The 20625-nt window shown below is 61.9% G+C and carries 17 protein-coding genes, 1 tRNA gene and 1 pseudogene; 16 read left to right on the top strand and 3 right to left on the bottom strand.

Annotated features, from left to right (window positions below; genetic code table 11):
* Positions 1-18 precede the first annotated feature (18 nt).
* The 10 genes and pseudogenes from BLW48_RS34040 to BLW48_RS33995 all read left to right on the top strand — a co-directional run bounded on the left by BLW48_RS34040 (position 19) and on the right by BLW48_RS33995 (position 12638).
* A complete protein-coding gene (locus BLW48_RS34040; RefSeq protein ID WP_371127394.1) occupies positions 19-594 on the top strand; it encodes a DUF4390 domain-containing protein in 576 nt (191 codons plus the stop codon).
* Positions 591-2921 (top strand): sensor histidine kinase, encoded by a 2331-nt coding sequence (locus BLW48_RS34035; protein WP_093180098.1) that lies wholly within the window; start codon positions 591-593, stop codon positions 2919-2921. Before BLW48_RS34040 ends, BLW48_RS34035 begins: the two co-directional genes overlap by 4 nt.
* Before the next feature lie 92 nt (positions 2922-3013).
* Positions 3014-3715, top strand: a complete 702-nt coding sequence (locus BLW48_RS34030) for a response regulator (RefSeq protein WP_093057187.1) — start codon at positions 3014-3016, stop codon at positions 3713-3715.
* A gap of 24 nt (positions 3716-3739) precedes the next feature.
* Positions 3740-3815: transfer RNA gene (locus BLW48_RS34025), tRNA-Phe, on the top strand.
* 171 nt (positions 3816-3986) lie between these two features.
* On the top strand, positions 3987-5405 hold the full coding sequence (locus tag BLW48_RS34020; RefSeq protein WP_093180096.1) for a tyrosine-type recombinase/integrase: 1419 nt from the start codon (positions 3987-3989) through the stop codon (positions 5403-5405).
* Positions 5402-5569, top strand: a pseudogene (locus tag BLW48_RS35990) (DUF1016 domain-containing protein); the annotation flags it as partial. The gene BLW48_RS34020 and the pseudogene BLW48_RS35990, both read left to right, overlap by 4 nt.
* 61 nt (positions 5570-5630) lie before the next feature.
* Positions 5631-6326: an Nmad2 family putative nucleotide modification protein gene (locus BLW48_RS36125; protein ID WP_177142506.1), complete on the top strand. Its 696-nt coding sequence runs from the start codon at positions 5631-5633 to the stop codon at positions 6324-6326.
* A 588-nt stretch (positions 6327-6914) separates the two neighbouring features.
* Complete coding sequence (locus tag BLW48_RS34005) at positions 6915-9575, top strand: class I SAM-dependent DNA methyltransferase (protein WP_093180092.1); 2661 nt, start codon at positions 6915-6917, stop codon at positions 9573-9575.
* On the top strand, positions 9568-11487 hold the full coding sequence (locus BLW48_RS34000; protein WP_093180090.1) for a DEAD/DEAH box helicase: 1920 nt from the start codon (positions 9568-9570) through the stop codon (positions 11485-11487). The genes BLW48_RS34005 and BLW48_RS34000 overlap by 8 nt, the downstream gene beginning before the upstream one ends.
* The gene (locus BLW48_RS33995; RefSeq protein WP_093180089.1) at positions 11484-12638 is read left to right on the top strand and encodes a GIY-YIG nuclease family protein; all 1155 of its coding nucleotides are present in this window, start codon (positions 11484-11486) and stop codon (positions 12636-12638) included. The genes BLW48_RS34000 and BLW48_RS33995 overlap by 4 nt, the downstream gene beginning before the upstream one ends.
* Before the next feature lie 425 nt (positions 12639-13063).
* Here BLW48_RS33995 and BLW48_RS33985 read toward each other — a convergent pair whose 3' ends face one another.
* Positions 13064-13336, bottom strand: a complete 273-nt coding sequence (locus BLW48_RS33985; RefSeq protein ID WP_093180086.1) for a helix-turn-helix domain-containing protein — start codon at positions 13334-13336, stop codon at positions 13064-13066.
* A gap of 254 nt (positions 13337-13590) precedes the next feature.
* On the opposite strand from BLW48_RS33985, the gene BLW48_RS33980 reads away from it, so the two are divergent.
* From BLW48_RS33980 to BLW48_RS33955, 6 genes are all read left to right on the top strand, one after another.
* Complete coding sequence (locus BLW48_RS33980; protein ID WP_093180085.1) at positions 13591-14163, top strand: helix-turn-helix domain-containing protein; 573 nt, start codon at positions 13591-13593, stop codon at positions 14161-14163.
* Positions 14164-14719: 556 nt separating this feature from the next.
* Entirely contained in the window at positions 14720-15301 is a 582-nt protein-coding gene (locus tag BLW48_RS35985; protein WP_256331068.1) for a hypothetical protein, read from the top strand.
* Positions 15302-15356: 55 nt separating this feature from the next.
* Positions 15357-16400 carry a relaxase/mobilization nuclease domain-containing protein gene (locus BLW48_RS33970; RefSeq protein ID WP_256331067.1) on the top strand — a complete coding sequence of 348 codons (1044 nt, stop codon included), beginning with the start codon at positions 15357-15359 and terminating at the stop codon, positions 16398-16400.
* 391 nt (positions 16401-16791) lie between these two features.
* Positions 16792-16986: a YqaE/Pmp3 family membrane protein gene (locus tag BLW48_RS33965; RefSeq protein WP_093180081.1), complete on the top strand. Its 195-nt coding sequence runs from the start codon at positions 16792-16794 to the stop codon at positions 16984-16986.
* 347 nt (positions 16987-17333) lie between these two features.
* Positions 17334-17591 (top strand): helix-turn-helix transcriptional regulator, encoded by a 258-nt coding sequence (locus BLW48_RS33960; RefSeq protein ID WP_093180080.1) that lies wholly within the window; start codon positions 17334-17336, stop codon positions 17589-17591.
* A 536-nt stretch (positions 17592-18127) separates the two neighbouring features.
* Positions 18128-18337 (top strand): hypothetical protein, encoded by a 210-nt coding sequence (locus BLW48_RS33955; protein WP_093180078.1) that lies wholly within the window; start codon positions 18128-18130, stop codon positions 18335-18337.
* 441 nt (positions 18338-18778) lie between these two features.
* Here BLW48_RS33955 and BLW48_RS33950 read toward each other — a convergent pair whose 3' ends face one another.
* Complete coding sequence (locus BLW48_RS33950; protein ID WP_093180076.1) at positions 18779-19540, bottom strand: hypothetical protein; 762 nt, start codon at positions 19538-19540, stop codon at positions 18779-18781.
* A gap of 77 nt (positions 19541-19617) precedes the next feature.
* Positions 19618-20625: glutamyl-tRNA reductase (hemA, locus tag BLW48_RS33945; RefSeq protein ID WP_093180075.1), on the bottom strand; the 1008-nt coding region annotated here is incomplete at its 5' end.

Below are 20625 nucleotides of genomic sequence, written 5' to 3'. Positions count from 1 at the left end.
CTGCTCTGGGCCTGGGCAATGTGGATGGTCCTGCTGCTGCCGGCCCCGGCGGCCGCCCAGGGCCGCAACGGCACGTCGATCACCCAGATGCGCCTCGAGCAGTCCGACGACGGCGTCTACTTCAGCGCTGCCGTGCAGTTCGAGCTGCCCTCCTTGGTGGAGGAGGTGCTCGACAAGGGCATCGCCATCTATTTCGTGGCCGAGGCCGAGCTCTACCAGGAGCGCTGGTACTGGACCGATCGCAAGGTCGCCCAGGTCGCGCGCCACATGCGGCTGGCCTACCAGCCGCTCACGCGGCGCTGGCGACTCAATGTGTCGGCGGCGCCGATGACCGGCGCGGCCGGCCTGGGCATCTCGCTGAACCAGAACTTCGACACCCTCGGTGATGCGCTCGACGCCATCAAGCGCATCGGCCGCCTGCGGCTGGGCGATGTGGCCGAGATCGGCGACGACCCGCAGCACCAGGTCACTTTCCGCTTCCGGCTCGACACCTCGCAGCTGCCGCGCCCGTTCCAGATCGGCGTGGTCGGGCAGGCCGACTGGAACATCGCCGCCGAACGCACGGCCAAGCTCCCGCTGGAGAAGCAGAAGTGAGCACTTCCGGGCGCAGCGGCGCAGCGGCCACGCCGGCCGCGCGCCGCGCGCGGGCCACGCGCTGGGCCATTGGTGTCGGCGCCGCGCTGGTCACGGCCATCGGCCTGGTGCTGATGTTCCTGCTGGCGCAGGCCACCAACAACCGCGCACTGTACGAGCGCTACTACGTGCGCCTGTTCGGCATCAACGTCGTGGTGGCGGTGCTGCTGGTGCTGGTGATCGGCTGGGTTGCCTTCCGCTTGCTGCGGCGGCTGCGGCAGGGCAAGTTCGGCAGCCGATTGCTCATCAAGCTGGCGGCCATCTTCGCGCTGGTGGGCGTGGTGCCCGGGGCGCTGGTCTACGTGGTGTCTTATCAGTTTGTTGCGCGCTCCATCGAGAGCTGGTTCGACGTGAAGGTCGAGGGCGCGCTCGATGCTGGCCTCAACCTGGGGCGCGCCACGCTCGATTCGCTGTCCGACGACCTCGCTGCCAAGACGCGCAGCGCCAGCGCGCAACTGGCGCAAGTGCCCGACACGAGCGCGGGCCTGGTGCTGGAACGCATCCGCGATCAGCTTGAGGCCACCGACGTGATCCTGTGGACCGGCAACGGGCAACTCGTGGCCAGCGCCGGCTCCTCGCGTTTTCAGCTCAACCCCGAGCGGCCAACCGTGCAGCAGTTCCGCCAGGTCCGCCCCGAGCGCGCCGTCGCGCACGTCGAGGGGCTGGACGAAACAGCCGCGCCAGGCGCAACCCCGCCAGTCGCGAGCGTGCGTGCGCTCGCCATGGTGCAGAGGCCGGGCTTCGACTTCGACACCGCGCCGCGCTATCTGCAGGTCACGCGGCCGCTGCCGCCGGCCGTGGTCGCCAACGCGCTCGCCGTGCAGGAGGCCAACCGCGAATACCAGGAGCGGGCGCTCGCGCGCGAGGGCCTGCGTCGCATGTACATCGGCACGCTCACGCTGAGCCTGTTCCTCGCCGTGTTCGGTGCGGTGCTGCTGGCCGTGCTGTTCGGCAATCAGCTCGCGCGGCCGCTGCTCGTGCTGGCAGACGGCGTGCGCCAGGTGGCGGCCGGCGACCTGCGGCCCACCGCCGTGCTGCAGGGCAAGGACGAACTCGGCGGCCTTACGCGCTCGTTCGCCGTCATGACGCAGCAACTGGCCGACGCCCGCGGCGCGGTCGAGAAGACCATGGGCCAGCTCGACGCTGCGCGCGCCAACTTGCAGACCATTCTCGACAACCTGACATCGGGCGTGATCGTGCTCGACGCCAAGGGCACCGTGTTGTCTACCAATCCGGGCGCGACCCGTGTGCTGCGCGCGCCGCTCGCGGCCTACGAGGGCCGGGCGCTCGTCGATGTGCCGGGCCTGGCCGAGTTCGGTGCCAAGGTGCAGCAGCAGTTCGACGACTTTCTCGTCGAGCGCATGCAGCACGGCCTCGACCACTGGCAGCACGCCTTCGAGTTGCACGCCTCCGGCACCGACCTGCCGCAGCAGGACAGCGCCATCAACATCGTCGCGCGCGGCGCGGAACTGCCCGGCGCCGCGCGGCTGCTGGTGTTCGACGACATCTCCGAAATCGTCTCGGCCCAGCGCGCGCAGGCCTGGGGCGAAGTGGCGCGCCGCCTCGCGCACGAAATCAAGAATCCGCTCACGCCGATCCAGCTCTCGGCCGAGCGGCTCGAGATGAAGCTCTCGGGCAAGGTCCCGCCGCCCGAACAGGCCGTGCTCGTGAAGTCGGTGAAGACCATCGTCGACCAGGTCGATGCGATGAAGCGGCTGGTGAACGAATTCCGCGACTACGCGCGCCTGCCCGCGGCCGACCTCAAGCCGGTGGACCTCAACGCCTTGCTGACCGACGTGCTCCAGCTCTACAACGCCGAGAGCCTGCCGATCACGCTGCGCTCCGAACTCGACGAGCGCTGCCCGCCCATCCGGGGCGACGCGCAGCAGATCCGCCAGGTCATACACAACCTGTTGCAGAACGCGCAGGACGCCGCCGAAGCTGCCGCCAGCGGCACGGGCAAGGCGGGCGAGGTCGTCATCCGCACGCGGCTCGGCGATTCGGGGCAGCGCGTGCGCCTGACGGTGCAGGACAGCGGCCCGGGTTTTGCCGAAAATATTTTGAAGCGCGCCTTCGAACCATACGTAACCACGAAAACAAAAGGTACTGGTTTGGGCCTTGCCGTCGTGAAGAAAATCGCGGACGAACACGGCGCGCGCATCGAGCTTTCCAACCGCGTCGTCGATGGGGCTGTAGCAGGGGCACAAGTCTCGCTATCATTCGCGCTGGCAGGCGAGCCGCGGGCAGCGGTCGCTCACACCGAAGATTCGAAGTCTTCCGCCGCCTGAGCCGCACGAATCTCCGTCGTCGCACAGGCGATGGATGGGCCAGCGGACCCTCAATACATTGCAGACACCAGCGCAAACAACAAGCAGCACTCATGGCAAACATTCTCGTGGTCGATGACGAGCTGGGCATCCGGGACCTGCTCTTCGAAATTCTCAATGACGAAGGCCACAACGTGGAGCTCGCGGAAAACGCCGCCGAAGCCCGCGCTGCGCGCCAGCGCGCACGGCCCGATCTCGTGCTGCTCGACATCTGGATGCCCGACACCGACGGCGTCACGCTGCTCAAGGAGTGGTCCACCGCGGGCCTGCTGAGCATGCCCGTCATCATGATGAGCGGCCACGCCACCATCGACACCGCGGTCGACGCCACGCGCATCGGCGCCTTCGCCTTCCTCGAGAAGCCCATCACCATGCAGAAGCTGCTCAAGGCAGTGGAGCAGGGCCTGGCGCGCGAGAGCGCACGCCGCGCCGCGGCAGGCGTGGTGCCCGCGCCGGTCACCGGCAACCAGGCAGCCGCCATCACGACGACAGGCGACAGCCTGCTGATGGCCTCGCTGGCGTCCGTGCCCGTGGTCGACGCCGGCCCGCAATCGACCCAGAGCTTCGACCTCGACCGCCCGCTGCGCGATGCGCGCGATGGTTTCGAGAAGGCGTACTTCGAGTTTCACTTGGCGATGGAGAACGGTTCGATGACTCGCGTCGCCGAGAAAACCGGCCTCGAACGCACCCATCTTTACCGCAAGCTCAAACAACTTGGCGTCGATCTTTCAAGAGGGCGCAGAAGCGCTGTATAATTTAGGGCTGCACACAAATGCAATGGCCCGGTAGCTCAGTTGGTAGAGCAGCGGATTGAAAATCCGCGTGTCGGTGGTTCGATTCCGCCCCAGGCCACCATCTTTCTTTCTCGGTAGATCCCAAGTCAGCTCAAAAGTCCTTGTAGATCAAGGGCTTAGCCTGAAAAGGCGGCTCAAGCGGCATCACCGAATCTCACAAAATCCCGTTCTTGCGTGTACCCCACGGTGTACCCCAGACTGCTTTTCAATCGCAGTCGATTTTGGGTACACCATGGGGCAACTCAACGAGCTTCAGATCAAGGCGGCAGCGCCGCGTGACAGGGAATATTTGCTGGCGGACGGCGACGGTCTTTACCTTCGCGTGCGGCCGACCGGCAAGGCGTGGGTCTATCGCTACAAGCGGCATGGCAAGGAAGCCAAGCTCAGCATCGGGCACTACCCGGCGGTGACGCTTGCGGCCGCGCGCCGGAAGGCGCGTGCCGAAGCCGAGAGGCGCGCCGATGGCGTCGATCCACGGGAGGCGAGGCGCGTGGAGGAAGAGCGCGATCGCGTTGCCCGCCTCAATACCTTTGAGCTGACCGCCCGCGCCTGGCATGCGCAGGCGCGGAAGGACCGCGAATGGTCGGCCAGCTATGCCGAGAAGGTGATGCGCCACCTGGAGCTGCACATCTTCCCGTGGGTCGGTGCGCTGGCCATGGAGGCCATCTTGCCGACCGAGGTGGTCCGATGTCTGCACCGCATCAAGGAGCGCGGCAATCTGGAGACGGCGCAGCGCGTGCGCGAAGCGGTGCAGCATGTGTTCCAGTACGCCGTCGATGTGGGCGCGCTGGATCCGGCCAGGAACTTCGTGAACGGCCGCACGGGTGGCCTGCCTCCACCTCGCACTCGCCACTATGCGGCCATCACAGACCCGCAGAAGCTCGGTCAGTTGCTTCGCGACATGCATGCCTACAACGGCAACGTCATCACGCGTGCGGCGCTGCAGCTCTCGCCCTTGCTGTTCCAGCGGCCTGGTCAGTTGCGGTTGGCGCACTGGGAAGATGTGGATCTCGATCAGGCGCTGTGGCGTTGCCCGCCCGAGAAGATGAAGCTGCGGGAGTGGAAGAAGCGCGATGTGCGCACGCCGGCTCATCTCGTGCCGCTGCCGACGCAGGCGGTCGAAATCCTGCGCGACATCCATTCGCTGACTGGTCCCAGTGGACCGATCTTCCGCAGCATGGCGAAGCGTTCCGAGAAGACGCGCTACATGAGCGACAACACCATCAACAGTGCGCTGCGCACGCTGGGGTACGACACAAAGGAGCAGATCACAGGCCACGGGTTCCGCGCCACGGCCCGGACCCTGATTCGTGAGCTGTTGGGGTGCGACCGTGAGGTGATTGAGCGGCATTTGGCGCATGGCTCCGATGAGGAACTGGGTAGCGCATATGACCGCGCCACTTTCTTGAATCAGCGGCGCAAGATGATCCAGTTGTGGGCGGATCTGCTGGACGACCTGGCTGCGGGGAAGACGTTGGAAATGCTTTCAGATACGGAGTTCGCGACAGCAAGGGGAAGCGAGATGCGCGTGGTGCAGGCGAGCTCTTTTGCCGGAACGTTGCCGATCTTGATTACCGATTCCGGGAGCAGTGTGGGCACGTTGCAATCGCACACCCTCGCCGGATATCAATCGGAGGACATCAAGTCATGAGGAAAGAAATTTCTTCCTCCAAGGCGAGCGCTGCGACCTTGCCGAGCGGGTATGCCGGTATCCGAGGTGGCATCGTCGAGTCGCTCGATGCCGCAAGGCACGTAGCTGCTCGGAGCGTCAATTCATTGATGACGGCGAGCTATTGGGAGGTCGGTCGCCGCTTGGCAGGAGGGGCGAGTCCGTGGAGGTAGCATCAGCGCCATCTCTTTTTTGGAGTGGCGGAATATGACGGCGTCGGAAGCCCACAGAGTCCCAAGGCTCTATTCGTACATTGTTCGAGTCGATGATGGAGCGGCTCCCAACCCCTACAACGGCATGTGCTCGCTGGCGATCTGCAAGCCAGCTATTCGCCGAACCGCTCGCGTCGGTGATTGGATTCTGGGCACAGGCTCGGCGGCTGCGGGATTAGCCGGCCACATGATCTATGCGATGCGCGTCGATGAAGCGATCACGTTGGAAGAATACGATAGGCGTGCGCCCTTGGAGTGGAAGCACCGGATCCCGGATATGTCCAGTCGGAGTCGAGCCAGGAGGCGGGGCGATTGCATTTACGATTACTCGGCGCCACCATGGCCGCAGCAGCGGCAAAGCGTGCACGGGCCCGGGAATCGGGATGTGGACCTTGGCGGCAAGAACGTGCTGATCGGTCGCGAGTACACATACTTCGGTAAGGATGCGATCGAGTTGCCACGGAGTTTGCGCTCTCTGGTGCATCGGACGCAGGGGCATAAGTGGCAGCCGAACGCGCCTCTCCTCGGCCGGTTTGTGAACTGGATCGAAGCGCAGCCGCGCGGGATGCTAGGTAAGCCTGGATTCGCGCTGCCTGAGAACCCGAAGGAGGGCGCGCAGGGATGTGGCCCGCGATGCTCGGATGACCGCGACGGGCAACTCTGCATCAGCCAGGATGGCGAATGCAGCTAGCCCCGTTCAGACTTCATATCGACTGCGGATTGAGCCACTTGGCTCTCCCCATCCCCGTACCCATCTGGACTTCTGCACTTGGGTGAGTCGGCATGCTGCGCACTGACCGTGCCGACGGCAGCCCGCTTTCGACAAGCTGCGTGCGTGTGAGCTGACGTGGCACTTTTTGGCGCCTCCGCTTGATGGTCACACTCCTTCGGACGCTTAGGTTTCATGCGGGTATATAGCTTCCTCTGAACTGATTCCACCATTGCTCCTACCAATTGGATCGATGCTTGAACTCTTCGCACCGGCACGCGTTTTGCCTATTTTGCGAGCATCAATCCTAACGGCTGGGCCACCGGCAGCCGCCTCCGCGCGGCGAGCGCCCAATCCGGACGGTTGGAGCCGAAAAGCCGGTTTTGACTGCTCTATGATGGATGTTGTGGACGCGTTGGGGGAAAGATGGCGCGGCGTCCAAACACAAGCCGAGCTCGCAGGCCTCCTGCAGGCTTGGCAATCAAGAATAGCGTTGGGGGCATCTGCACTTTCGACCGCAGGCGATGCCTGGGCTGATTGGGCCGTGGCCCCCGTTTACATGGGGCCGGGATGAGCATTGCGCAGATTGAACAGAACGTTAAACAGGTCTTGCTCACCTCGAAGCAAGACACGTTCATCTACGACTTGCTTCTTGCGTATGGCAAGCCGAAGGCGTCGATCAACCGCCTTCAAACTTCGGGCTCGTCGGGCTACAACTTGTCCAAGCAAGCAGGCGTCGTGCTGTGGAAGAGCCACGTCTACTTCATCGCCACGGACCCAGGGAACTGCGACGAGGTGTTGGAGCGGGCCAAAACCGCTGACGAGGTCGCCAAGCACAAGCCGCGTTTCATCATCGCCACTGACTTCATCGAACTGGCGGCATTTGACGCCAAGACCGGCGACCCACTAAAAATCCCCTTTGTGAGCCTGTCGAGTCATTTCGACTTCTTCCTGCCTTGGGCGGGCATGGAGAAGGCCACGCAGAGGTCTGACAGCCCGGCGGATGTCAAAGCTGCCGAGAAGATGGCGAAGCTTTATGACCTCATATTGCTCGACAACCCCACGTTGTATGGCGAGGACTCCCATCGCCTGAATGTCTTCCTCTCCCGAGTCCTCTTTTGCTACTTCGCCGAAGACACAGAGATATTCGCTGAGAAGCTGTTTAGCAACAGCATCCAAGCCCACACGGCCAAGGACGGCAGCGACCTCAAAGCCTATCTGCAAGAGCTTTTCAGGGTGCTCAACACCGAGGACCGGAAAAGCGCTCCCGCCTACCTCAAGGGCTTCCCCTATGTGAACGGTGGGCTGTTCGCCGAGGAGCATGAGGTTCCCGAATTTTCCAAGCGCTCGCGGGACTTGATGATCCAGTGCGGCCTCGACTTGGATTGGTCGGAGATCAGCCCCGACATCTTCGGGTCGATGTTTCAAGCGGTGGTCGATGTCGATCAGCGCGGAAACATGGGCATGCACTACACCTCGGAGGCCAACATCATGAAGGTCATCGAGCCGTTGTTTTTGTCTGAGCTCTACGAGGAGCTCGAGAAGGCGAAGTCCAGCGTCAAGAGGCTCCAAGAGCTGCAGCGCCGCATCACCGAGATCAAGGTCTTCGACCCGGCGTGCGGGTCGGGCAATTTCTTGATCATCGCCTACAAGGAACTGCGCAAGCTGGAGATGGAAATCCTCAACCAGCTCAGCGTCCTCAACAAGCAGAACGACTTCGGCCTCACGGCCCTTCAGCTCAATCAGTTCTATGGCGTAGAGCTCGACGACTTCGCCCACGAGATCGCGATCTTGTCGATGTGGCTGGCCGAGCACCAGATGAACTTGGCGTTCATGAAAAAGTTCGGCGTCGTCACCTCGCTTCTGCCCTTGAAGCCGAGCGGCAACATCAAGTGCGGGAATGCGATTCAAGAGGATTGGCGCGAGGTGTGCCCCGCCGAGCCTGGCGACGAGGTCTACATCTTGGGCAACCCGCCGTATCTGGGCTCCAAAAAGCAGGACGCCCAGCAGAAGGCTGACATCGCCAGGACATTCGCGGGCTCTACGAACTACAAGAATCTCGATTACATCGCCTGCTGGTTCTTGCTGGCCGCTCGATACATAGGCGCGACACAGGCCCGCAGCGGCTTTGTGACGACCAATTCGATTGTCCAGGGCGACCAAGTGGCCCTGCTGTGGCCGCGCATCTATGAATGCGGGGTCGGCATTGCCTTCTCCGTCGAAGCGTTCAAGTGGGGCAACAACGCAAAGAACGCGGCGGGCGTGACCTGTGTAGTCATCGGTCTGGCGAGGGCCGACATGCAGACGAAGTGGATGTATCAGCAGGGGCACCGCGTAAAGGTGAACAACATCAGCCCGTATCTGACCGACGCCAACGATGTGATCGTCGAGAAGCGAAACAGCCCAATCGCATCGCTGCCGGAGATGGTGGTCGGCAACATGTCGTTGGAGGGTGGATACCTGAAGCTGGACCGCGACGAAAAGCGCGATTTCGTCGCGAGCTATCCAGAGGCGGAGCGATTCCTCAAACGCTTGACGGGCGGAAATGAGTTTCTCTACGGCGAGGAGAACTGGTGTATTTGGATCGAGGACGACGAGCTCGACGAAGCGCTGGCGATCCCCGGCATCCGGCAGCGCGTCGATGCGGTCAAGGCCTTTCGCGTCAAGGGCGGCGATGTCGCCCGCACCTTGGTCCATCGCTCCCATCAATTTCGCTATCGGAAGGTCGCGTCGGGCGACATGATCTTGGTCCCCTGCACGACCTCCGAGCGCCGGGAATACCTGCAGGTCGGCATGCTTCCCGCTGGATCGATCCCGCTTCATTCCGCGCAAGTCGTCTACAACGGCAGCTTGCCGATCTTCGCCATGCTCTCGACGCGGATGCACTTGCTCTGGACCAAAGCGACATGCGGAACGCTCGATTCGCGAGTCCGATATTCCAACGTCATCGCCTACAACAACTTCCCGATGCCCAAGCTTAGCCAGGCTGTGGCGACGCGGCTTTCCGGGCACGCGCTGACCATCCTGTCGGAGCGCGAAGCCCACTCGGAGCTGACCATCGCCGAGATGTATGACCCCGAGAAGATGCCTGCGTCGCTGAAGGCCGCGCACGAAAGGCTTGATCGGGACTTTGAGGCGGCCTACCAGAGGAACGGATTCCAGAGCGATCCCGAGCGACTGAGTTTCCTGTTCGCCGCATACGAGAAGCAACTGAAGGCAGCCCATGACTAATATTGTCGAAGTGACCTACGCCCAGACCGGCGAAAGCACGAAGGTCAATGACATGGGCATGCGCGAGATGCAAGCCCGCGCCTACGAGGCCCGCAACGAGCAATACCTGCTCCTCAAAGCGCCGCCGGCCTCTGGCAAGAGCCGAGCTCTGATGTTCCTGGCTCTCGACAAGTTGAGGAGCCAAGGCGTCCGCAAGGCCATCATCGCCGTGCCGGAGCGCTCCATCGGATCGTCGTTCGCCTCGACGCCGCTTTCCAATTACGGCTTCTTCACCGACTGGGTGGTCCAACCCGAGCACAACCTCTGCACGCCCGGCGGCGACCAAGGCAAAGTCAAGGCATTCGTGAACTTTTTGGAGGGGGCTGGCGAAGTTCTGGTCTGCACGCACGCGACGCTGCGCTTCGCATTCGAAGCCATCGAGGAAGAGCTGCTCAACGACTGCGTCCTGGCCATCGACGAGTTCCACCATGTCTCGGCCGACGTGGACAGCAAGCTCGGCTTCATGCTTCGCAGCGTCATGCAGAAGTCCACGGCGCATGTCATCGCGATGACGGGCTCCTACTTCCGCGGCGACAGCGTGCCGGTGCTGCTGCCCGAGGATGAGGCCAAGTTCGTCAAGGTCACATACAACTACTACGAGCAGCTCAACGGCTACACCTATCTCAAGTCGCTGGGCATCGGGTATCACTTCTACCAGCGCAAATACCTGTCGGCCATCGCACAGGTGCTCGACACCGACAAGAAGACGATCTTGCACATCCCAAGCGTGCGCTCCGGCGAGTCCACGCAAGACAAATACAACGAGGTGGACACCATCCTCGACACCATCGGGACGGTGAGGGGGCAAGACCCCGACACGGGCGTGATCACGGTTGAGCGCAAGAGCGATGGCAGGATACTCAAAGTTGCCGACTTGGTCCACGATGAGCCTAAGGCTCGCGACAAGATCGTCGGCTACCTGCGGACCATCAAGTCCCCTGATGACTTGGACCTGATCATTGCATTGGGCATGGCCAAGGAAGGTTTCGATTGGTCGTTCTGCGAGCACGCGTTGACCGTCGGGTATCGCGGGTCTCTGACTGAGATCATCCAGATCATTGGCCGCTGCACGCGCGACAGCCCGAACAAGTCGCATGCGCAGTTCACCAACCTGATTGCCCAGCCCGACGCGCACGACGATTTGGTGAAGCTCGCCGTGAACAACATGCTCAAGGCGATCACTTGCTCGCTGCTGATGGAGCAAGTCTTGGCCCCGAACTTCAAGTTCAAGACCAAGCACTCCGAGGACGACAAGGCCGGGCCTGGCGAGATCAAGATCAGCGGGTTCAAAGAGCCATCGTCGAAACGTCTCAAAGACATCATCGAGGGCGACCTCAATGACTTGAAGGCGGTCATCCTCCAAGACGACGCGATGCTCAAGGCAATGCCGGGCAACGTGGACCCCGAGGTCATCAACAAGGTCTTGATCCCCAAGATCATCAGGATTCGCTATCCCGACCTCTCGGATGAAGACGTTGAGACGGTGCGCCAACACATCGTCGCGGACTCGGTGTTGAAGAGCGGCGAGTTCAAGGAGGATGGCGACCAGCGGTTCATCAAGATGGCGGGCAAGTTCGTCAACATCGACGACTTGCACATCGACCTGATCGATCAGATCAACCCCTTCCAGGCGGCGTTTGAAATCCTGTCCAAGTCGGTGACGGCCAGCGTTTTGAAGACGATTCAAGAGGCCATCGAGGCCACGCGCATCGTGATGACCTCGGAAGAGGCGGTTCTGCTCTGGCCAAAGATCAAGGAGTTCACCAAAATCCACGGGCGGCCTCCAAGCCACCAGGCTACGGATGCGCTCGAAGCCCGGATGGGCGAGGCGCTCATCTATATCCGCGTGCAGCGCCAGAAGCAGGGCGTATGAAGCTTGAGGACCTATTGAAGATCGTCAAAGACGACGATCTAGACCTACTCAAAGTGAAGCCAGTTCGGTCGGGAGCCACGACCGCGGACGTTCGGCTGGCGGCGTCGTTCAAAGAGATTGAGGACTTCGTCAAGACGTATGGGCGCGAGCCGCAGCCCACGCACGCCGACATGCATGAGTTCAAGCTCAACAGCCGGCTGGCGGGATTCAGGGCGAGCAAGTCGAAGTCCGAGACGCTGCGCCCACTCGATTCTTTGGGACTGCTTGGCCCTCCAGTCGAGTCGGTGGAAGATATTTTTGAAGACGACGACCTCGGGCTGCTGGGCGGCGCTGATGAAAGCATCTTCAACTTGCGCCACGTTCCATCGACCATCGCGATGCCGGACAAGATCGCGCAGCGAAAGCCCTGCGACGACTTCGAGCAGTTCGAGCCGCTGTTCACGCAGTGCTTTGAGGAGCTGGCCGCTGGCGTGCGCGAGATGCGCGCCTTCACCGGCGAGCAGCAGATCAAGGTCGGCCACTTCTTTGTCCTTAACGGCGTCACCGCGTATGTCGCGGAGGTCGGGGAAAAGGAGCTCAAGAACAAGAAGGTGAACGCGCGGCTGCGGTGCATCTTCGAGAACGGCACCGAGTCGAACATGCTGCTACGGTCCCTGGCGACCGAGCTCTACAAAGACCCGGCGGGCCGGCGAATTCTCGACTCCCACGACAAGGCTCTCGAAGAGCTCGAGCTCATCAAGGAGGACGACAAGTCCACTGGCTATGTCTACGTGCTCAGCTCGGCCAGCGAGAAGCCTGAGATCAAGGCGATCCAGAACCTATACAAGATTGGTTTTTCAAGCGTACCCGTCGAGGTCCGCATCAAAAACGCCAAGCAGGAGCCGACCTATTTGATGGCCGCTGTGAAGGTCGTGTCGGCCTACCAGTGCTACAACCTCAACCCGCAAAAGTTCGAGGCGCTGCTCCATGCTTTCTTCGGCAAGTATTGCCTGGAAGTGGAGGTCGCCGACTCGGCCGGAAAGCTCCATACCCCGCGAGAGTGGTTCATCGCGCCGCTGCCTTGCATCGAACTCGCGATCCAGCTCCTGATCAATGGCGAGATCGTGCACTACCGCTACGACGGCGACGCCCAAGAAGTGGTCGAGCGATAGGGGAAACAGACACTATGGGCAAAGTCATTGTTCCGGCGCTGCCGACGGAAAGCGAGATGGAGAAGCATTTCCAATGCTCGCATATGAACGCGACTGGAACACCATCCGCTCCCTGCTCGAAGAGATTGAGGGCCAGTCCCAAGGTCCGCGAGATAGGGTTGCGTTTGCGAGGAGCGAGGCTTTTCATCCTCAAGGGCAGCCTGGAAGACTTGGTTCATCTGGAGCCCATTGACTATCGAGCGTCGTTCCAACGGATGGTCGGGTGAAATGCAGTGGCTGAAAAGTCTTGTCCCTTTTGCGCTTTACCTGCTGAGCAGGCCTTGGAGCAGATCGTCGACGCGCTCTGACCTCGGAGCCGGTCAGCGGCATCTACAACGATGGCTTCAATCCGAGGAGCGATTGCCATGGATGATTAGCGAGATCTCCTACTCGGCCGCCGACTTGTTCCGCAGCTCTTTCTTGTAGCGCTTCATTAAGGAACTCATGAGTTCCGACGGCTCTACCTCGAGTCCATTGCACAAGAAGATGAGACTGGTCAATGAAGGGCTGGTAGTGGCCGTCTCCAATTTGGCAATGAATGTGCGATTGAGACCCGACGCAAAACCAAGCTCTTCCTGATTAAACCCACGCAACGCCCGCCGAGCCTTCAGTTCGGCCGCAAAGGCTTTCAGTAGTGCGGGATCCTGCGTCGATCGCATGCAACGAATCTCGCTGCATGGACTTCTTTATGCACCCGCTTGTATGGTACATAATGAGTTATGAGTCTGCGTTTCCAACTTCGCAATGCATCGCTCCTCCTGCGGGGTGCCTCTGTTGCCGAGATTCAAAGCTCTTACCGCTGCCAACGAAGCCAATGACGCGTCGACAAGTCGCCTCACCTCTGCCAACGGCCCGACCTATGCGGCTGCCAGTCTCGGTGACGCGTGTCCGCCAGAGGCAATCTGCACCTGTCGTGCGCAGCCTGTTTGCGGCTCGCATCGGTGCGCAGGTGAGGGCGCTGCGCATGGCGGCCGAGGTGTCAGGCGGCGAGCTGGCCAAGACGTCGGGGATTTCTGCCTCGATGCTTTCTCGCATTGAGCGCGGTTTGGTCTCGCCTTCGGTGGAGACGTTGGAGCGCCTCGCGCAAGGGCTGCATGTGCCAACCTCGCGTTTCTTCAGTGATCAGGCGCGGCGCACTGACTTTTGCCATGTGCGTGCAGGACATGGTGTCCTGGTCGATCGCATTGGCGCGGTGGCGGACTACCGCTACGAGCTGCTGGGCCACCTGCTGTCGGGCAATTTGTTCGTCGAGCCCTACCTGGTCACGCTGCTGCCCGGCGCCGATCCCTATGTGACCTTTCAGCATCCGGGGCTGAAGTTCCTGTACTTTCTGTCCGGGGAGGTCAGCTACCGCTATGGCGGCAGGACCGTGGAGGTAAGGGAAGGGGACTCACTGCTGTTCGATGCGACCGCACTGCATGGAATCGAGTCCATTCAGACACAGCCGGTCTCTTACCTCTCAGTGGTGTTCACGCTGCGAGAGTAGGCTGTTCCTGGCGGCCTTGCCACGCTGTGTGGCGACGCGGATGCCCATTCGATGGTTCTCCCGCGAATTCGCAACGTACCGTTTCAGCTCTCTGTCAGGCTCTATTTCTCGGTGTTCGGCATGCCGAACACCGAGAAATTCTCGAACGGCAGCAACAGCGGAGGCCTTCTGCTTGATGGAGCCATGAGGAAATGTTTGCATCGGGCGGGCGGACTCTCTCCGAGCGGAACGAATTTTCGGTTTCGGTAACCTGAACGCGGCGGTCGCAGGACGACGTCAAAACGGCAAGGGCAAAGTCCTTGTGTGGCTATGGGGGCAAACTGAGTTGGAGGTTTGCTCGTGAATTCGCTGCCACTGGACCGTGCCAGTTCGCTCCATCGATGTTCGGCATGCCGAACATCGATGGAAGGCTCCGAACTACCGATCGACCGCAACGCTCTGGGAGCGGCGAAACGGCGAGGGAGTTCGACGCTGGAATTCCGAGGGCAAAGTCCTTGTACGGCTATGAGGGCAGGATAGACTGCCGTCAGACATTGTTTACTGCAACGGCGTTGCAATGGCCCAAACCTCCCGATCAAGCTGCGTGATCAGTACCCGGATGCCGTCCGATGCGAGGGCGTATTTCGTCGCGCTGGCCGCGCGGCATCATCTCAACGCGTCGGGGCTGCTTGCGAAGATGGTCGACGAAGTGCTCAAGACCAATGGCGCAATCTCGCTCGGGTCGGATGGACCACGGTCCGCAGGCGATTCAGAAAGCGGCTTTGGCGTAGCGGATCGCATCACACTGCGACTTCGTCCCGGCGACCGGATGCTGGCTGTAAAGCGGGCAGATGCCCGCGGGATGAAGACTGGCAGCTACCTGTCCATGCTGATCCACAACCATGTTCGCGGCTCGGCGGTGCTGCCGCCGAAAGAGCTGGACCAGCTCAGAGTGACCTGCGCACAACTGGCTGCGCTCGGGCGACAGCTTCGAAGGTTCGGCATGCCGAACACGTTGGCGGCGCCGGTGGCATCGGACCTGGGCGATGCGATGGCGCTGGTTCTGCGGGAAGTCGAGGTGGCACGCGAAGCCACGGCGGCCGTCGTGCGCCGGAACCTCATCAGCTGGGAGACCGGCAGCGAGATGGGCCATGCCTAAGCAGACTGTGCGCTTGGGCCGGAGCAGCCGCGGCTCGGCTGATGCATCGCGCGACATGGCCTTGGACATCGTGAGCTATGGCCGACGGGGGCCCAGTGGCACGCTGCGCTTCGGAGCCGACCAGATCGCACAGATCCAGCGCACGGTGGGGCGTGCGCCCGAGGTGATGGTGAAGGTCTCCGGCGGTGGACGGGATGCGGGCGGCGTCGAGGCGCACCTGGGCTACATCGGCCGGCACGGCAAGCTGCCGATGGAAACCGACGAAGGGCTGACGCTGCAGGGCCGCGGTGCAGCGAAGGAGATCACGGCCGACTGGCAACTGGATCTTTGCAGGAGCCAGTACAAGCCCAAGCCGGCCGAGGGGCAGAAGGACACCCGTGCCAAGCTCGTCCACAACATCGTGCTGTCGATGCCGGCGGGCACACCGCCGCAGAAGGTGCTGGCTGCAGCACGCGTGTTCGCGCGCGAGAACTTCGCGTTGCAGCACCGCTACGCCATGGTGCTGCACACCGACCAGCCGCACCCGCACGTGCATCTGGTGGTCAAGTGCGAACATGAGTTCGAGCCCGGCAAGCGCCTGTACATCCGCAAGGACACGCTGCGGCAGTGGCGGGAGCAGTTCGCCGCGCTGATGCGCGAGCAGGGCGTGGCGGCCAATGCGACGCCGCGTCAGGTGCGAGGGCAGGTCCGCAAGCCGTACAGAGATGCGATCCATCATCGACTTCGCGCGCTTCGGACGTTTGGGGAGCTCCCGCCGGGCGAGCAGGCCAAGCATCGACCGCCGAAGACCTCGGCCTTCATGCGTGCAAAGTTCGAGAGCGTGCTCCAGGTTCTCTGGTCGAGGCGGGGAACCTTGGATGCGGGCAATGAGGCGATGCAGGGCACCCGGCAGGAGGTGGCGGCGGACTGGCAGGCGACGGCCGAGCTCTTGCGAAGACAGGGTGAAGCCGATCTGGCGGCCAAGGTAGAGCGTTTCGTCGCGCGCATGCCTCCTGTGCAGACCGACGCGCAGCGCATGGCCGAGCGTTGGAGAGAGGCAGAGAGAAGCCGAGTGGCGGAGCATGCGGATACCAAATCGCGCGGGCCGCACGTTCGGTGAGCCGTCGCACGATAGAAGAATCAGCTCTTGTTGATGTGAGGTCAAGGGGCAATGTCACCGGGACAACGACTCAACAATGAATGGAGGGGCAGGGCCATAGGGATTAAGTGTCTTCCCCCGCTATCTGGATGAATGGTGCACGGCCAGAGCACTTCACATCGAACTCGTGTCGACAGCCGAGGTTGGAGCCTCCTCACACTATGATCTTCATCAGTGCGAGCGTCGCCTCCCAAGCTGTCGGTCATTGCGGGTGCACGGCTTGAGATTCGAGGAAATAGGTGTCGCCGTGACTCAGAATTCATGGCAGAGCAGCACCGCATGACGTCGATCGGCGCGAGGCCTGAATGTTCAAGGGACGTGTTGGCTGCCCAACAAAGAAGGAGTGAGAAAAGTGCGTTTGCTGATTGCTTTCATCCTGCCGTGGTTGACATTCTTCACCATAGGCAGGCCGATTGCCGGGGTGATTTGCCTCATTCTCCAGATCACGCTGATTGGCTGGCTGCCGGCGACGATCTGGGCTGTGTACGGGCTGAGCCAATATAAGACCGACAAGAAAATCGAGAAGGCTCTGGCTCAAAGGGGCTGACCTGTCTCTCTGCGCATCGGGAGGAAGGCAGACCTTCTACGTGGAGGCCTTCGATCCTTCCTTTGCATCCGACAGCGGCGGGACAAAGACCTGTAAGAGTTGCCAGTTGACCGCAGCTTGGCAACGTCGCACGCTCGCCTGAATGCCATGTGGGAAAGTCTCTTGGCGTAGGGGCGACTTGCCTGCTGGATCGCAATCGTTGAATTGCTCCATGGCGTGAGACAGTCGTTCTCACCCGATCCAGGCGTGTCGTTCTGCTTCTGTCGGGCTCGTCAAGCCAGATTGTTGACCTTCGTCGAAGCGCCAGGGTACGGCTTGAAGGCTCGGTTCCACTTGGAGGAACTGTCATGCATGTCGAACACCATGCTGCCCGCCACGATGTCGACTCTCAGGCCATCGTGGTACCCGCGTTCTTTCGCCTGACTGAAGTGATACGTATCACCGGGCTCAGTCGTGCTACTTTGTATCGAAGAATTGCGGAAGGAAAATTCCCGCCTCCTGTGCATCTGGGAGGGCGTGCTTGTGGATGGTCACGCGGTGCGCTTCAACGGTGGATCGACGATCCGGAGGGCTACTCGAATGCCTCCTTACCGCGCACGCGTTGAGCTGCAAGCTCGGTGCCCTTCGTGTCTTGGGTTTCGTGCGCGAGCTCACGGCAATCCGGGGGGAATGCAGCGGGTTGGCGGCAACACGACTGGCGGAAGGTTGTTCCGAGGTAGATCAGCAAGGGTAGAACCGCGCCAGAGCGCGTCGCCCCCTGTGACATCCGAACATTGCAGGTATGGCAATCTCCCGGTTGCAGCGCGTGCCGATTGAAGGCGGGTCGCGGTCTTGGTACAGGGCTGCGGCGCTGAAGGGGCGTATGGCCATCAGTTCGCGTTGATACGTGCAGCCGGTGGGGCGCGTGTGGACCGCGACGGGATCGCGCTGATCGCTTTGCATTCATACCTTTCAGTCAGCCCAAGCGGTTGAAGATGAATGCGATGTTTTTGGCTGGCTGGGCGAAACCGGTGCCAAGAGCGATCCGCGACATGCACTGCAAGGCCCTGGTCTCATGCCCTGTCGACGGCAGTCTCCTGGAACGATCTTTGCGTAAGAGTGCCGTACATTTGCGGCACAAGAAGGCTTTGGCGAAGCGACTATGAAACGACTGAAGGATGAGACCGTGACTATCCGCACGTCCGCGGACATCAAGCAGCTGTTGAGGCTTGCCGCAGCGAGAGAACATCGCTCCGTGGCTTCCACGGTTGAAATGCTGGTCCGAGCCTACGCACAAGAGCATCGCTTGGTGGCATCGTCCGACGCACTCAGCGACACTGGCGATCGGGCAAACGGTGCTGGTATTGATTGATGAACGGCTTGTTGACCAACAGGCGAATTGGCTGTTGGTGCACCTGCTGGCGCTTCGAAACCTTTTCTGAGGCTTGCGATCAATCCCGGTAGTGACAGGTTGGAGGGCGCAGAGGATGAGTTCCGGCGCCGAGAGCATCAAGTCCTCTGATTCCAGGTATGCATCTCACTGATCACCCAGACCAAGGGGCAACTCGGTCCCCGAAGTGCACGCTGGGGCGGCCCCGAAACTCAAAACCTCACAGAACCATTGCGGTCGAGCCGCATCAATGAACGCTGGACGTGGGGCGCGGACGGCAGGGCAGTTGGTTCTTGGAGGGGAAAGAAAACGAGTCTTGCGCAAGCACGATCGGAACCAAGGGCTCTGTTGTCGTCATGTTCGGGCGTTGTCTCGCGGTGACCCGGTCCGTCAATGCATTGCGGCTCGTGCGCGAAATCCTGATCAATTGCGATCGGAATTCAGGCGCGAGAGCGCTGTCAACCAGGCGGCTGTGATCTCCCGGGCGCGCAAGCCTGGAGTCGCTCCGCTGCAGTCATCAATCACCAGGACGCGCAGGAGTCGACCCGAATACAGAATGGTGGTAACAGCGTTCATTTCGCAAAGTGTGGTGCTCGCACCAGCCTCCGATACCTTGGCAGATCGGTTCACGAGGAACGAAAAGCTCTCGAATTTCCCCGGGGCATCGAAGAACCCGGACAACTGCTGTTGGTAGTCTTCACGCTTTAGGTCGCCGCCGCGCGCGGCGATGTTGGCGTCCTGCGTTTGCAGTTGCCGTTGTGCGTCGTTGGACTTTGACCGGAGCTCTCCCAGCTTGGCGCGGGTGGCCTGGCGCAACTGCTGGAACTCCCGCAAGGTGAATGGTCCACTCGGATGAGGTGGATCGACGGTGACAGTGACATAGGGGTAGAGATCGGCCACCTTCCCCTCGCGAATCAGGATCAGCTTGTCCGCTGGCACAAAGCAGGTGACAAAGTTCGAGCTCTTGGGCGCCAGGGAAGCTGCGCGCTCGGCGAGCGGCCGATTCTCTTCGCAGGCCGCAGGGAACGCGGCAAGTACGGGCAGCCGCACGGTCTGCGACCCCAATGACTTTTCGACAAATGCGGGGCCGGCAGCGACCGCGGTGTCGATGGCCGAGATCGCGAGCGCAGCACTCAAGAGGAGCTGGAGCGCTGACATTTGGGAGAGGATGCTGGGCAGATGCATGGCGAAATGTAGATGGCGCAGGTCGGTTCGCCAAGCTGACGAGCAGCGCCAGCGGGAGGCATTGCCCGCGCTGCAGGTCATCGAGAGCCGCCAGTGCTGCTGCGCTCTTTGCGCAGGAACAGGCGCGAGATCGTCTGCGCCGTCTGCTCGCGCGAGGCGGCATCGCCCGCGTGCAGCTCGGCCATGGCACCGTGCATCATCTTCTGCGTGAGCCCGCGCGACATGGCTTCGAGCACCGCATCGACCGATTCGCCCTTGGCCAGCAGCTTGCGCGCACGGGCCATTTCAGCGGCGCGCCACTCGTCGGCCTGTGCGTTGAGCTGCTGGATCAGCGGCACGGTGCCGCGTTGGCCGAGCCAGTGCATGAAGCTCTGCACGCCGGCATCGATGATCACTTCGGCCTGTGCCACCGCTGCCTGGCGGTTGGCCTGGCCCTGTTGCACGACCTGGGCGAGGTCGTCGACGGTGTAGAGATAAATATCTTCCAGAGCCTTCACCTCGGGCTCGATGTCGCGCGGCACGGCCAGGTCGACCATGAACATCGGGCGGTGCTTGCGTGCCTTGAGCGCCCGCTCGACGGCGCCCAGGCCGATGATCGGCAGCGTGCTCGCGGTGCAGCTCACCACAATGTCGAACTCGGCGAGCCGCGAGGGAAGGTCGGCCAGCCGCATCGCCTCGCCGCCGAAGCGCGAGGCCAGCTTCTCGCCGCGTTCGAGCGTGCGGTTGGCAATGGCGATCGACTTGGGCTCCTTGGCTGCGAAATGCGTGGCCGCAAGGTCGATCATTTCGCCAGCGCCGACGAACAGCACGCGCGTTTGATGCAAATCTTCGAAGAGTTGCCCGGCCAGCCGGACCGCCGCGGCGGCCATGCTGATGGAGTGCGCGCCGATCTCGGTGGCGGTGCGGACCTCCTTGGCGACGGCAAAGGAGCGCTGGAACAGCTGGTTCAGCGTGCTGCCGAGCGCGCCGGCCGTCTCGGCTGCGCGCACGGCGTCTTTCATCTGGCCGAGGATCTGCGCTTCGCCGAGCACCATCGAATCGAGCCCGCTGGCCACGCGGAAGGCATGGCGCGCGGCTTCGTCGTC

Origin of the sequence: Variovorax sp. YR266 (assembly GCF_900107295.1) — a bacterium.
In the GTDB taxonomy this organism is placed as follows: domain Bacteria; phylum Pseudomonadota; class Gammaproteobacteria; order Burkholderiales; family Burkholderiaceae_C; genus Variovorax.
This window is presented reverse-complemented; position numbering and strand designations above follow the sequence as displayed.